The sequence below is a fragment of the Streptomyces sp. NPDC102274 genome (assembly GCF_044766385.1).
In the GTDB taxonomy this organism is placed as follows: Bacteria; Actinomycetota; Actinomycetes; order Streptomycetales; family Streptomycetaceae; genus Streptomyces.
Genome location: NZ_JBIWLW010000003.1, coordinates 311564 through 325351, shown reverse-complemented (window position 1 = coordinate 325351; position 13788 = coordinate 311564). Strand labels below are relative to the sequence as shown.

9 protein-coding genes are annotated in these 13788 nt (G+C 68.8%); 5 read left to right on the top strand and 4 right to left on the bottom strand.

Annotated elements, in window-relative coordinates:
- Positions 1-145: 145 nt before the first annotated feature.
- From ACIRQP_RS06020 to ACIRQP_RS06005, 4 genes are all read right to left on the bottom strand, one after another.
- Positions 146-1153, bottom strand: a complete 1008-nt coding sequence (locus tag ACIRQP_RS06020; protein WP_403884095.1) for a hypothetical protein — start codon at positions 1151-1153, stop codon at positions 146-148.
- Positions 1154-1404: 251 nt separating this feature from the next.
- Complete coding sequence (locus ACIRQP_RS06015) at positions 1405-1665, bottom strand: hypothetical protein (protein WP_403884093.1); 261 nt, start codon at positions 1663-1665, stop codon at positions 1405-1407.
- Positions 1665-4313: an SUMF1/EgtB/PvdO family nonheme iron enzyme gene (locus tag ACIRQP_RS06010; RefSeq protein WP_403884090.1), complete on the bottom strand. Its 2649-nt coding sequence runs from the start codon at positions 4311-4313 to the stop codon at positions 1665-1667. Before ACIRQP_RS06010 ends, ACIRQP_RS06015 begins: the two co-directional genes overlap by 1 nt.
- Positions 4310-5092 carry a class I SAM-dependent methyltransferase gene (locus ACIRQP_RS06005; protein ID WP_403884087.1) on the bottom strand — a complete coding sequence of 261 codons (783 nt, stop codon included), beginning with the start codon at positions 5090-5092 and terminating at the stop codon, positions 4310-4312. Before ACIRQP_RS06005 ends, ACIRQP_RS06010 begins: the two co-directional genes overlap by 4 nt.
- A gap of 993 nt (positions 5093-6085) precedes the next feature.
- Here ACIRQP_RS06005 and ACIRQP_RS06000 point away from each other — a divergent pair.
- The 5 genes from ACIRQP_RS06000 (at position 6086) to ACIRQP_RS05980 (ending at position 13755) form a co-directional block, all read left to right on the top strand.
- Positions 6086-6601: an ATP-binding cassette domain-containing protein gene (locus ACIRQP_RS06000; protein ID WP_403884388.1), complete on the top strand. Its 516-nt coding sequence runs from the start codon at positions 6086-6088 to the stop codon at positions 6599-6601.
- A gap of 197 nt (positions 6602-6798) precedes the next feature.
- On the top strand, positions 6799-7503 hold the full coding sequence (locus ACIRQP_RS05995; protein ID WP_403884084.1) for a spermidine synthase: 705 nt from the start codon (positions 6799-6801) through the stop codon (positions 7501-7503).
- 104 nt (positions 7504-7607) lie between these two features.
- Positions 7608-8345, top strand: a complete 738-nt coding sequence (locus tag ACIRQP_RS05990; RefSeq protein ID WP_382871826.1) for a response regulator transcription factor — start codon at positions 7608-7610, stop codon at positions 8343-8345.
- A gap of 215 nt (positions 8346-8560) precedes the next feature.
- On the top strand, positions 8561-9616 hold the full coding sequence (locus ACIRQP_RS05985; RefSeq protein ID WP_403884385.1) for an ATP-binding protein: 1056 nt from the start codon (positions 8561-8563) through the stop codon (positions 9614-9616).
- 269 nt (positions 9617-9885) lie between these two features.
- Entirely contained in the window at positions 9886-13755 is a 3870-nt protein-coding gene (locus tag ACIRQP_RS05980) for a multifunctional oxoglutarate decarboxylase/oxoglutarate dehydrogenase thiamine pyrophosphate-binding subunit/dihydrolipoyllysine-residue succinyltransferase subunit (RefSeq protein WP_403884080.1), read from the top strand.
- Positions 13756-13788: the final 33 nt, after the last annotated feature.

Genomic DNA, 13788 nt, shown 5'->3' with positions numbered 1-13788 from the left:
CGACGCTCTGACCGCGGCCCTGGCGGCGCCCGAGTCGAACCGGCGCGTGGCAACCGGATCCTGGGCCAGGACCGGCCGGAGGCTGCGGTGGAGGAAGAGCACGCGCCCGTTCCCCGAGCGCTGTGGTGCGCCTCCCGCGCGGAACCTATCCGATGCCTCCGCGCAAGGACGAGATCACCAAGCGGCCGTATCGGGTGCTGAGGCCGGCGGCGGTAGCCGCTACGGAGAGAGCCAGAGCGATGAGCAGGTGGGCCACTGACTCGTCACCCAGGACTTGGAGGATGCCGAGCGCGGAACCGAGGGGAAGCCCGAGGATGGTGAGAACGCCGAGGGCCCCACTGATCTGCTGGCTCTCCTGAGTCTGAACGATCCGACTGTTGTCCGCTGCCTCTGCCAGGATTTCGGCGAAGCGGACAGGCAACCGATGCTGTGCTTGGAAGGCGAGCAGCAGCTCATTGGCCGGGCCATGCGCGGTCAGGTGCTGACGCCAGTAGGTGCTGCGGAAGTGCGCGATCTTCCTCTCCAACGCGGCGACTCTGCGGGCCAGTCGTGCTCCGTCGAAGACCTCGGAGAGCTCGTCGGTGAGTTCTTCGATGTGGTCGCGCTGCAGAGAGCCGAGGAGTAGTGCATCAAGGTAGACGGTACGGGCGTGCAGCGCTCCGAACTCGTAGAAGTCTCCGTCACCGGTGTCGGCACGGTGACCGAGGAAAGCGGCACCGTGCCGCAGTACCAGCGCACTCCAGTCGGCTGAAATGCGTACGGCGTGCCTGAACTCGTCCGCGGCGATCTCTGGTGCCAGGGGGAAGTCGGCCGAGGTCGATCGCGAGGCCAATTGCCACAGCCATTGGTCGGCGGACGGGGAAAGACCTGCCGTGGGATCGGGCCGGAGCGCCGGTGTGTGATGGGCTTCGGGAGTGAGGAAGGCGATGGTGTACGGGCGGGCAAGCGCGAACGTGCCGCTTCCCGCACGGACTTCGGCAACGTCACTGAGAAGCAGTTCGGGCGCGAAAGGACCCGCGAGAGGGTCCGGTTCGGCAGCGGGACGGTGGCCGACGGCTCGCAGCAGGGGAAGCATTGGTCTGGCTACCGTGAAGTGCAGCACCGCGAGGGCATGATCCTGGTACCGAGCAGTGGCTGTGCGCAGCATCTCCATACCGTCCAGACGCAGTCCGTCGTGGTCGACCGACATCGGCCGGTGCCAGCGGCGAGGACGCTCAGGTGAGCCGTAGAGAACCCGGACGGAAGCAGCTGCGAAGTACGTCGCACGCGTGGCCGCGTCGGTTCGCCTACTGCCGAGTTCGAAAGGGAAGGGGCCTTCCGCCCAGGCCGGAGTGCGCACCAGCCGCACGGGAAGTATGACGGTGAGGGCTTGGCGCGCTCCCGTGACGGTTTCCAGGTCCCCAGTCACTGGTAGTACTCGGCCGGGTCGGGTTGGTCGAGCCGGATGACGAACTCCGCGCGGCCGGGGCGGTCGGCGGCGACATGAAAGCGGACGCGTTCACCGGTCCGGATCGTACGGAAGCCTTCAGTGACGATGTGTGTGTAGTCAAAGGTGTAGTGGTGGCCGTCCGCCTCGTCCTGAACGATGAAGGCGCCGACCGCGCCGGTGAGTCCGCCCCCGGTGGGCCTGCGGTCGACGATGATGCCATGCCGTGCATCGTTCATCAGGCTTCCGCCTCCGATTGGTCGATGTCCTGCACACACCGGAAGCCGACGGCGTTACTGCCGCCGCGTTTGCGGTAGCTCCCCTTGCTGCTGGTCTGCACGGCGCGTATCGGATTGTCGTAGCTGCCACCGCAGAGCACCGCCTCGCCAGGGTCGTCGAGGCTCGTAGAGGTCCACTCCCAGACATTGCCGGCCATGTCTTCAATGCCGTATGGGGAACGGTTCGTCGGTCGCTCTTCCACCGGCGTGACCCACGCCGTGCGGAGCGCCCGTTGCGCGAACTCCTGTTGCCAGGCATGGAAGGTCACCACGGGGTGGCCGACCCACGTGTCCGCGCAGTTGACCGACGCGCCTTCGGAATCGTCTCCCCAGGGAAAGAGACGGCCGTCCGTCCCGCGGGCGGCGGCTTCCCATTCCAGCGCGGTGGGCAGACGCTTGCCCTCGAAGGCCGCGAAGGCGAAGGCGCTCCACCAGCTGACGCAGGTGGCTGGGTAACTGCCATACCGTGGGTTGACGTAGTAATCCGCTTCGCGAAGCCGGTCCGTCCAGGGCACGTGCGTGACGTTGGCCGGTTGCTCCGGGTGATCCCAGGGTGAGGTGCCATCAGGAAGCAGCACGTCGAGGAAGCGGCGATAGCGGCTGACCGTGACGGCGTGGCGGTCGAAACGGACGGGACGTCGTACGCGTCGCAGCAGAAGCCGTTCGGCGGGCCCGACGAGGTAGACCCCGGCGGGTAGCACGCAGTCGTCGGTGGAGCCGCCCATGGACATGCGAGCGAGGAAGGCTCTCACCTGTTCGGTGATGAAGGCGCCGCCGGGCATGTCCGCGGCCTCTTCGAGACCGCTCGGCGTAGCAAGGTGCCGGGCGGCGAGCAGCTCTTGGTAGGCGGTGTGCGCGAATGCGACCCGATCTGGCCCGGCGGACCGCAATAAGGGCGCGAGCACGGAGGCGCTGCGATCCAGATGCCCGTCTACGAAGGCATCGGCGCCGAGTTCCCGATGCAGGTCGAGGACGGAGAAGGTGGTCCGGTCCCCCAGAAAGTGCCTTCCGAAGACCTCCGGGAGACGGTCCTCCATGGCCGCCCGGTCCTGGTCCGCCAAAGTCCTTGTGATGTGTGCGCCCAGCAGCGCATCGAGATGTTGAGAGGGCGGCAGTTGGAGGGAAGCGGTCAGGCGTTTCTCCAGCAGGGTCGCGTCGGGCTCTGTGAGCCGCACAAGGTGGAAGTGCGGCACTCGGGCCGGGTCGACTCCGTTGGCGTACATCTGCTCGACCAGTTGCTCGGAGCGGGCCGCGCCACTGTCCAGCAGCTGACGGATCTGGGGCGAGTCAGCGAGGAAGGACACCCTGGAACTCATCACCACCGCGGACTCGGCGGACAGCACTGGTGCGAGATCGGCGAAGAGCCTCAGGAACCCGTGAGGACTAGCCTCGTCCACGCCTTCGTCGACAGCGTCCAGGACGCACAGTGCCGTGCCGGATCGGATCAGATACAGGAAGAGGTCGTAGGCGCGGGAGCGATCCGCCACCATGCAGGGCGCCAGCAGGCGTGCCACGTACTCCGAGAAGGGCTCTTCCTTCGGTTTGAGACCCAAGTCGAAGTAGAAGCGAAATCGGCGAGTGCCGGAGTCCGCGGCAAGCGTGCGCAGGAGAGTGCTTTTTCCACTCCCCGGACGGCCGGTGACAAGGATATTCGCGTGGCCACGTGCCGCGCGGGCGAGAAGGGCGGCGGCATCCTCCGCAGCCTCGATACGGGAATCCCCCGTGCGGGGATCGATGGAGAGAACGCTGGCCGTGATGGGTGTCAGGGCTTCGGCCATGTCCGTCAAGGCACTGTCCGAGAGGTGGATGCCGAGGTCGATGAGAGTGTCGACGAACATCTCGTAGCGGACCATCCGATAGTCCTGGCCGAGTAACTGACGGAGAAGGCCCGGCAGCTGGTTACCGTTGCGATCCTCTTCCAGAATGACGAAGCGGGTGAGTTTGGGCAAGCGTGTGCGGAGCAGTTCACCGCCGCTGGAGGTGAGAACGGCACGCAAGTCGTCGGCGTCCCGGGAGAGTATGAGTTCGATGTACTCCAAACGCATGCCGGACTCGCGGCAGAAGAGCAGATAGACCGTGTCCGAGGTGAGAACGAAGCGCTTTGCCTGGCGGTAGCCGAGGGTCACATACAGCCCGGCCAGGAATTCACAGCGACCCGCGACCTCGGGAGCCACATGAGGCTCGCCTCCGAGGAGAGCTGAGCTGCCGGTGTTGGTAAACCAGACCAGCACGTCGACAAGCCGACGTACCGCCAGCAGACCGTCCTCGTCGGAGATGTCATAACCGTCATGCGTGGATCGGTTGCGCAGGCGCCGGATATCGTCCAGGGCGTTCAGCACGGTGCTGCTGCGGATATGCGGACGGCATCCCTTGACCAGGTCGTTGAGGGCCTTGCTCGACGGATCGCCTTCTATGCCGTGGTGCCGCCACAACTCCTTGAGCAGCTTCTCCGTCAGTTTGCCGACGAGGGCAACCGCATTTTCCGGATAGCCGTCATTCAAGCTGCGTAAGGGACGTTCGAGATCGAGACCCAGACGGTCGGCGATACGCGAGTGATCATCGAGTTCACTGCGGAGCCGCTGAAGCCGCTCGTCCACCACCATGCTCATCGCTTCCCGCCCTGCCTCACGCCCAGCACGAAGGCGAACCGGTCGGGGAACACAAGGACCGGCTCGGGGTGTGTGGCTCGCATCTCGTCGATTCCCTTCTTGATCTCACTGTCGCTGAAAGTGGAGAGCAATGACATGTAGCGGGCCCGCACCATTGCGATGTACTTGTCTCGGTCGAGACGCAACTCGTGTTCCACGTAGAAGAGTCGAGCTTGCAGACCGGCGTGCTCCATATGTCCAACGACGTCCGCGGGGTCGGGCTGCAACTCTTCGAAGCGCTCAAGCGCCGCCCGGAAGAGTGGGTACTGAATGGTGGCGGGCAGCATCACCACGAGCAAACGCCCATCGGGCACGAGCCGTTGGGCCAGGCCCCGCAGAGTGGCACCGGGATCGGTGACGTGGTGCACGGACTCCTTCAGCCACACAGCATCCAGCGCTTCATAGGGCAGCCTTGTACGCTCCTCGGCGATGTCCTCGGCCGAGGCCAGAATCGGTGTCAGGCCAGGCGACGACGGCGTACTCAGCTGCCGCAGCATCGCTTCGGACGGGTCCACGCACAGGATGGGCTGGTCGGGGTGGACGATTCGCGCCACCTCCCGCGCGAACAACCCCGTGCCACTACCGATATCGGCGATGCGGTCTGCGGAAGAGAGAGACAGCGCCTCGGCAATACGCGCGGACATCCAGGGAATGTACTCCGGCCCATACACCCAATGCTCGTCGTACTCGGCGGCGAGCTCCGAGTAGTGCTCCGCAAGGTCCGGCTGCTCCACAGTCACCCCGCGCCTGATTGTCAGTCCTATCGGCCCGACAGCAGGCTACCGTCCGCCAGGAACGTATGACACGGCGTGATGCCTGATCCGGCCATGACGCGAGGCGGTAGGCGGGCCCCTGACCAGATGTCGCCCTTCAAACGGCCGGTGCAGCGCCGGATGCCTTCGGGCAGCCGGGGCACGCGACGCCGCACAATGTGCGGGCGTCGGCAAGGCCGGGCGCGACGGGGTGGCCCAGGTGCACGTGCCGGGGCCGGACAGGTTCGCGGCGCCAAAACCCCAAACACCCTGATGGATTTTCACCAGGTCCGGAACACTTGCCCTCCCCCACCTCGAACCGGGAGGTCCCGGCGTACGAGCGGCAGACGCGGGCGGCGAGCGGGACCATCACCGGGCCGTCAGCGACGGTACAGGGGTCAGCCGTCGGCCCGGTACTCGCGGAGGTACCGGGGGCGGTGCTGGCGGAGAAGGCCCCGGACCTGTCCGTCGAGCCGGGGTCAGCGCGCCGGGTCGGGTTCACGTCCTGTGTCCTGTGGGCGGCCGGGCCCGCGCTGCGCGGCCCCCTGGCTGGTGGCGCTGCTGCCGGCGTCGGCCGGGGCGCCAAGAGCCGCGGCATGGCTGCTGCCGGGCCTGGCGCTGACGCTGGCCGCGCTGGCGCTGGGCTCGTACGTCGACTGCCGTACGGCGGCGGGGGTGCTGGCCGCGGCCTGGGCGGTCGCCCTGGCGGTACCGGCGCTGCGGATGCCGCGCCCGGACAGCGGCGGGTACCCGCCGCTGTCGGCGGCTGAGCTGTCCGCGCACCTGACGCGGTTCCTCTCCGGGACGGCGGCGCAGAGCGGCTGGGCCACGGCGGCGGCGGTGTGCGCGGGGCTGCTGATCCTGCGGCGGCGCGCGTTCGACCGACCGGCCCTCAACGGTCGGAGGCGGGCGATGGGAGCGCGGGCGACGGCGCGAGGACGGACAGAGACAGAGCCACAGAGAAGGCGGGGGGCGAGCGGCATGACAGCCGCGGTACACAGTCTGACCGTCAGACATCGCAGGACGATCGCGCTCGACACGGTGGATCTCGGATTCGGCACCGGCGTACACGGTTTGCTGGGTCCGAACGACGCGGGCAAGACCTCCCTGATCCGGGTGCTGGCCACCGTCGCGGCGCCGGCCGGAGGGCGGGTGGAACTGCTCGGCGATGACGTCGCGGAGCACCGCGCCCGCGCGGCGGTACGGCGGCGGCTGGGCTATCTCCCGCAGGAGTTCGGGTACTACCCCGGTTTCACGGTGCGCGAATCTCACCCGGTATCTCGCTGCCGACCGCTGTTGACCCCGACGAGGTGCCGGTCCCATGACACAGCCGCTCCCCACCCGCCTGCCGCCCACCGCCCTCGGCCTCTACGCCCGTTCCGGGGTCCTCCCGGCCACCTTGGCCGCGCTCACCGGCACCGCCGAGACCGCCAGGCGGCGCGGCAGCCTTCTGGGCCTGGCCCGTACAGCCCGGACCGCAGGCCGGCGCGTGGCTGAGCGCGGTCGCGGTGTACGGAGTCGGTGCGGCGGTGTACGCGCGGCGCGGGGCGCGGCCGGACCGGCGCTGAAGCGGGGCTGGTGCGGGGGCCGGGGCGGGGCCGGTTCGATTGGGGTGCGCGGGAAACGGATTGTCCCGCTCCACCCGCTACGAGCAGGATGTCAGGCGGTACCAGCCACCGACGGAGAGGCTCAGCATGTCCGTACCCGCACTCGGCTCCGCGTCCGCACCCGACTTCGGTCCCGTCACGCTCGACCGGCGTGACGGACCCTACGGCGAGATCGTGTTGCGCCAGCGCGGCGAACGGCTGGAAATCATCGCCAACGGGTGCTTCCTGATGGACACCTCCGACGGCCGATCCGAGCGGCTGCTCATCGACGCGGCCCTGGCGGCGCTCCCCGAGGAGCGGCGCCGGCCGGCCGTTCTGGTCGGTGGCCTCGGGGTCGGGTTCTCGCTCGCGCACGCCGCCGCCGATCCCCGCTGGGGCCGGATCGTGGTGGTCGAGCGCGAGCGCGCCGTCATCGACTGGCACCGGGACGGGCCGCTCCGGCGGATCTCCGGGGCGGCGCTGGCCGACCCGCGTGCTGTGATCCTGCACACCGATCTGGTGGCGTATCTGCGGACGACCACGGACCGTTACGACGCCCTCTGCCTGGACATCGACAACGGGCCCGAGTGGACCGTCACCGAGGACAACGAAAACCTGTACTCGCCGGACGGACTGGCCGCCTGCCGCGCGCGGCTGAATCCGGGCGGTGTCCTCGCCGTATGGTCGGCGAATCCCTCTCCCTCCTTCGCCGAAGCGTTGGGGAATGCCGGATTCAGCGGGGTAAGGGCGGAAGAGATCCAAGTTGCCCGAGGCGTACCCGACGTGGTCCATCTCGCTGTTCGCACTGCGTAGCCGGAAGGCTCCCGCTGCCTCTACGCTGCTCCACACACACGGATCTGCATACTTCATGCAGATCGCGGATCAAGGATCGCGGAACGCGTACCAGGGGCGGGGCGATGGAGCAGACACACACCAGCCACAACGGGGTCGCGGCGACGCCCGGCGCCCAGCGCCGGGTCCTGGTCGTCGAGGACGATGCGACGATCGTCGACGCCATCGCCGCACGGCTGCGGGCCGAGGGTTTTCTGGTGCAGACGGCGCTGGACGGACCGGCGGCCGTGGACGCGGCCGAGGCCTGGCAGCCGGACCTGATGGTCCTCGACGTCATGCTTCCGGGCTTCGACGGCCTGGAGGTCTGCCGTCGCGTCCAGGCGCAACGCCCGGTGCCGGTGCTGATGCTGACGGCGCGCGACGACGAGACCGACATGCTGGTCGGCCTCGGGGTCGGTGCCGACGACTACATGACCAAGCCGTTCTCGATGCGGGAGCTGGCCGCGCGGGTGCATGTGCTGCTGCGCCGGGTGGAGCGGGCGGCGCTCGCCGCGGTGACGCCACGCAGCGGCATCCTGCGGCTGGGCGAGCTGGAGATCGATCACGCGCAGCGCCGGGTCCGGGTGCGCGGTGAGGATGTCCATCTGACGCCCACCGAGTTCGATCTGCTGGTCTGTCTGGCGAACACACCCCGCGCGGTGCTCTCCCGGGAGCAGTTGCTCGCCGAGGTGTGGGACTGGGCGGACGCGTCGGGGACCCGTACGGTCGACAGCCACATCAAGGCGCTGCGCCGGAAGATCGGCGCCGAGCGGATCCGTACCGTCCACGGCGTCGGCTACGCGCTGGAGACCCCGGCGCCATGACCGGGTCGGGTGACGGCGGCGGCGCCGACGGAGACAGAACCGGGGCCGACGGGCGGGGCGCCCCGGCGTCCCCCGCCCCCTCCGGCTCCCCCCGGAAGCCCGGGTCCGGCGGCACCCGCTCCGCCGGGATCGGCAAAGGCGGCGACAGCCGCGGCGCCCGGCGCCCCCCGGCCCTGGAATTCCGCCCCGGGCCCCGCGGCCTCGACGGCACCGGGCTGCGGCCCTTCTCCATCAAGGCCAAGCTCGGCAGCCTCGTCGTCATCTCCGTCTTCATCACCACCGGGCTGCTGATGGTGGCCCTGCGCACCGAGACCGAGCTGCGCTTCATCACCGTCTTCTCGATGATCGCCACGCTGCTGATCACCCAGTTCGTGGCGCACGGCCTGACCGCGCCACTCGACGAGATGAACACGGTCGCGAAAGGCATCTCGCACGGCGACTACACCCGCCGTGTCAGCGGCGCGGACCGCCGGGACGAGCTGGGCGACCTCGCCTCCACGATCAATCGCATGGCCGACGATCTGGAGGCCGAGGACCGGCACCGCAAGGAGCTGATCGCCAATGTCTCGCACGAGCTGCGCACGCCCATCGCGGCGCTGCGCGCCGTGCTGGAGAACGTGGTGGACGGAGTCTCGCCCGCCGATCCCGAGACGATGCTCACGGCCCTGCGGCAGACCGAGCGGCTCGGCCGGCTGACGGAGACGCTGCTCGATCTGTCCCGGTTGGACAACGGGGTCGTACCGCTTCGGTCACGGCGCTTCGAGGTCTGGCCGTATCTCTCCGGGGTGCTGAAGGAGGCCAATCTGGCGTCCTCGCAGCGCGGGCCGATCTCCGGCTCCGGCCATCACACCCGTACGGACGTACATCTCCACCTGGATGTCTCACCGCCCGAGCTGACCGCGCACGCGGACGCGGAGCGGCTGCACCAGGTCGTCGCCAACCTCATCGACAACGCGGTCAAGCACAGCCCGCCGCACGGCCGGGTCACCGTACGGGCCCGGCGCGGCATCGGTCCCGAGTCGCTGGACCTGGAGGTGCAGGACGAGGGGCCCGGGATCCCGGAACAGGAGCGGCACCGCGTCTTCGAGCGGTTCAACCGGGGCACCGCGCAGTACCCGCACGGGCCCGGCAGCGACGGCGGTACGGGCCTGGGCCTGGCGATCGCCCGCTGGGCCGTGGATCTGCACGGCGGGCGGATAGGGGTGGCCGAATCGGCCCGTGGCTGCCTGATACGGGTCACTCTGCCGGGAGCACCGCGACCCCGCCATTGACGTAGAGTTCGAAGCGAAAGCGCACGATCTCCGGGCACGGAGTCGGGGACGGGCGAGCAACAGGCCGTGAACCGGTCGTTCCCGGAGCGTTACGCGTTCCGGGCACAAGGGAACCTGGCTTGTTTCCCGCCGTTTATTACGCTGAAACTTGCCGTCCGATGTGACTTGCACGACGATGGCACGCCCGGCCTGCACCTCCTGGCCTGGTAGGCGTAGCCTTGATTCCCGCTGTCCATCACCTTGTGAAGCGGAAGAGGGCGGTTCACGCCGTGTCGTCTCAGTCCCCCAGTAACGCGAGCATCTCGACCGACGAAGACGGGCAGGGCAAGAACCCTGCCGCGGCCTTCGGTGCCAATGAGTGGCTTGTCGACGAGATCTACCAGCAGTACCTCCAGGATCCGAATTCGGTTGACCGTGCCTGGTGGGACTTCTTCGCCGACTACAAGCCGGGCACCCCCGGTAAGGCGGACAGGTCCGAAGCGACCGCAGCCGCGGGGGCTGCGGTGCCCACGACCCAGGCGACCGCTCCCGCCCCCTCGGCACCCGCCGCTCCGGCACGGCCCGCGACTCCGGCACAGGCTCCCGCGCAGGTGCAGGCACCGGCACCCGCGCGGCCGGCCGCACCGGCCGCGGCCCCCGCCGCACCGGCGAAGCCCGCGGCCGCCGCCCCGGCGCCCGCGCGACCGGCCGCCCCCGTGCAGCCCCCGGCGGCTCCCGCCCCGGCGAAGGCCATGCCCGCCGCGACCGGCGGCGAGGCCACCGCGGCCCCCGGGGGCCCGGAGTACGTGACGCTGCGTGGCCCGTCCGCCGCCGTCGCGAAGAACATGAACGCCTCGCTGGAGCTGCCCACGGCCACGTCCGTGCGCGCGGTCCCGGTGAAGCTCCTCTTCGACAACCGCATCGTCATCAACAACCACCTGAAGCGCGCGCGTGGCGGCAAGATCTCCTTCACGCACCTCATCGGGTACGCGATGGTGCAGGCCATCAAGGCCATGCCGTCGATGAATTACTCCTTCGCGGAGCGCGACGGCAAGCCGACCCTGGTCAAGCCGGAGCACATCAACTTCGGTCTGGCCATCGACCTGGTGAAGCCGAACGGCGACCGCCAGCTGGTCGTCGCCGGCATCAAGAAGGCCGAGACGCTCAACTTCTTCGAGTTCTGGCAGGCGTACGAGGACATCGTCCGCCGCGCCCGCGGCAACAAGCTGACGATGGACGACTTCACGGGCGTCACCGTCTCGCTGACCAACCCCGGCGGCCTCGGTACGGTCCACTCCGTACCGCGCCTGATGCCCGGTCAGTCGGTCATCATGGGCGTCGGATCCATGGACTACCCGGCCGAGTTCCAGGGCACGTCGCAGGACACCCTGAACAAGCTGGGCATCTCCAAGGTCATGACGCTGACCTCGACGTACGACCACCGCGTCATCCAGGGCGCCGCGTCCGGCGAGTTCCTGCGGATCGTCAGCCAACTGCTGCTCGGCGAGAACGAGTTCTACGACGACATCTTCCAGGCGCTGCGCATCCCCTACGAGCCGGTGCGCTGGCTCAAGGACATCGACGCCTCGCACGACGAGGACGTCACCAAGCCCGCCCGGGTCTTCGAGCTGATCCACTCCTACCGGGTCCGCGGCCATGTCATGGCCGACACCGACCCGTTGGACTACCTCCAGCGCAAGCACCCCGACCTGGACATCACCGAGCACGGGCTCACGCTGTGGGACCTGGAGCGGGAGTTCGCGGTCGGTGGCTTCGCCGGCAAGTCCATGATGAAGCTGCGCGACATCCTGGGCGTGCTGCGCGAGTCGTACTGCCGCACCACCGGCATCGAGTTCATGCACATCCAGGACCCGAAGCAGCGCAAGTGGCTCCAGGACAGGGTGGAGCGTCCGCGCGCCAAGCCCGAGCGCGAGGAACAGTTGCGGATCCTGCGCAGGCTCAACGCGGCCGAGGCGTTCGAGACCTTCCTGCAGACGAAGTACGTCGGCCAGAAGCGCTTCTCGCTGGAGGGCGGCGAGTCCGTCATCCCGCTGCTCGACGCGGTCATCGACTCCGCCGCCGAGTCGCGGCTCGACGAGGTCGTCATCGGCATGGCCCACCGCGGCCGGCTGAACGTCCTCGCCAACATCGTGGGCAAGTCGTACGCGCAGATCTTCCGGGAGTTCGAGGGCAACCTCGACCCGAAGTCGATGCACGGCTCCGGCGATGTGAAGTACCACCTGGGCGCCGAGGGCACCTTCACCGGTCTGGACGGCGAGCAGATCAAGGTCTCGCTGACCGCCAACCCCTCGCACCTGGAGGCGGTGGACCCGGTCCTGGAGGGCGTCGTCCGCGCCAAGCAGGACATCATCAACAAGGGCGGTACGGACTTCACGGTCCTGCCGCTCGCGCTGCACGGCGACGCGGCCTTCGCGGGCCAGGGTGTGGTCGCCGAGACGCTCAACATGTCGCAGCTGCGCGGCTACCGCACCGGCGGCACGGTCCACATCGTGATCAACAACCAGGTCGGCTTCACCGCCGCCCCCGAGGCGTCGCGCTCCTCCATGTACGCGACCGATGTGGCCCGCATGATCGAGGCGCCGATCATCCATGTGAACGGTGACGACCCGGAGGCCGTGGTCCGCGTCGGACGGCTCGCCTTCGAGTTCCGCCAGACGTTCAACAAGGACGTCGTGATCGACCTCATCTGCTACCGCCGCCGCGGTCACAACGAGGGCGACAACCCGCAGTTCACCAACCCGCAGATGGTCCGTCTGATCGACAAGAAGCGCTCGGTGCGCAAGCTCTACACCGAGTCGCTGATCGGCCGCGGCGACATCACGCTGGAAGAGGCGGAGCAGGCGCTCCAGGACTTCCAGGGCCAGCTGGAGAAGGTCTTCGCGGAGGTCCGCGAGGCCACCTCGAACCCGGGCACGGCCCAGGTGCCGGACGCCCAGGCGGAGTTCCCGGTGTCCGTCACCACCGCGGTCTCCCAGGAGGTCGTCAAGCGGATCGCCGAGTCGCAGGTCAACGTCCCCGACACGGTCACCGTCCACCCGCGCCTGATGCCGCAGATGCAGCGCCGGGCGGCCTCGGTGGAGGACGGCTCGATCGACTGGGGCATGGGCGAGACCCTCGCCATCGGCTCGCTGCTGATGGAGGGCACGCCGGTGCGGCTCTCCGGTCAGGACACCCGCCGCGGTACGTTCGGCCAGCGCCACGCGGTCCTGGTCGACCAGGGCACGGGCGAGGACTACACCCCGCTCCAGTACCTCACCGACGAGCAGGCCCGCTACAACGTCTACGACTCGCTGCTCAGCGAGTACGCGGCGATGGGCTTCGAGTACGGCTACTCCCTGGCCAGGCCGGACGCGCTGGTCATGTGGGAGGCCCAGTTCGGTGACTTCGTCAACGGCGCGCAGACGGTCGTGGACGAGTTCATCTCGTCGGCCGAGCAGAAGTGGGGCCAGACCTCCGGAGTCACGCTGCTGCTGCCGCACGGCTACGAGGGCCAGGGCCCGGACCACTCGTCCGCCCGCCCGGAGCGCTTCCTCCAGATGTGCGCGCAGAACAACATGACGGTCGCCATGCCGACCCTGCCGTCGAACTACTTCCACCTGCTGCGTTGGCAGGTCCACAACCCGCACCACAAGCCGCTCATCGTCTTCACGCCGAAGTCGATGCTGCGTCTGAAGGCCGCGGCGTCCAAGGCGGAGGAGTTCACCAGCGGCGGCTTCCGCCCGGTGATCGGCGACCCGAGCGTGGACCCGAACGCCGTGCGCAAGGTCGTCTTCACCGCCGGCAAGGTCTACTACGACCTCGACGCCGAGCGGCAGAAGCGCGGCGTGACGGACACCGCGATCCTGCGGCTGGAGCGCCTGTACCCGCTGCCGGGTGCGGAACTCCAGGCCGAGATCGCCAAGTTCCCGAACGCCGAGAAGTACCTGTGGGCGCAGGAGGAGCCGGCGAACCAGGGTGCCTGGCCGTTCATCGCGCTCAACCTGATCGACCACCTGGACCTGGCGGTCGGCGCGGATGTGCCGCACGGCGAGCGGCTGCGCCGTATCTCGCGTCCGCACTCCTCGTCCCCGGCGGTCGGCTCGGCCAAGCGCCACCAGGCCGAGCAGCAGCAGTTGGCCAGCGAGGTCTTCGACGCCTGACGGACCCGTCTCCACAAGCCGGAGGGCCCGGCC

Bases quoted from the DNA above. Each gene is read 5' to 3' on its own strand.
- ACIRQP_RS06020 (WP_403884095.1), bottom strand. From the start codon at position 1,153: ATGGAGATGCTGCGCACAGCCACTGCTCGGTACCAGGATCATGCCCTC.
- ACIRQP_RS06015 (WP_403884093.1), bottom strand. From the start codon at position 1,665: ATGAACGATGCACGGCATGGCATCATCGTCGACCGCAGGCCCACCGGG.
- ACIRQP_RS06010 (WP_403884090.1), bottom strand. From the start codon at position 4,313: ATGAGCATGGTGGTGGACGAGCGGCTTCAGCGGCTCCGCAGTGAACTC.
- ACIRQP_RS06000 (WP_403884388.1), top strand. From the start codon at position 6,086: ATGACAGCCGCGGTACACAGTCTGACCGTCAGACATCGCAGGACGATC.
- ACIRQP_RS05995 (WP_403884084.1), top strand. From the start codon at position 6,799: ATGTCCGTACCCGCACTCGGCTCCGCGTCCGCACCCGACTTCGGTCCC.
- ACIRQP_RS05990 (WP_382871826.1), top strand. From the start codon at position 7,608: ATGGAGCAGACACACACCAGCCACAACGGGGTCGCGGCGACGCCCGGC.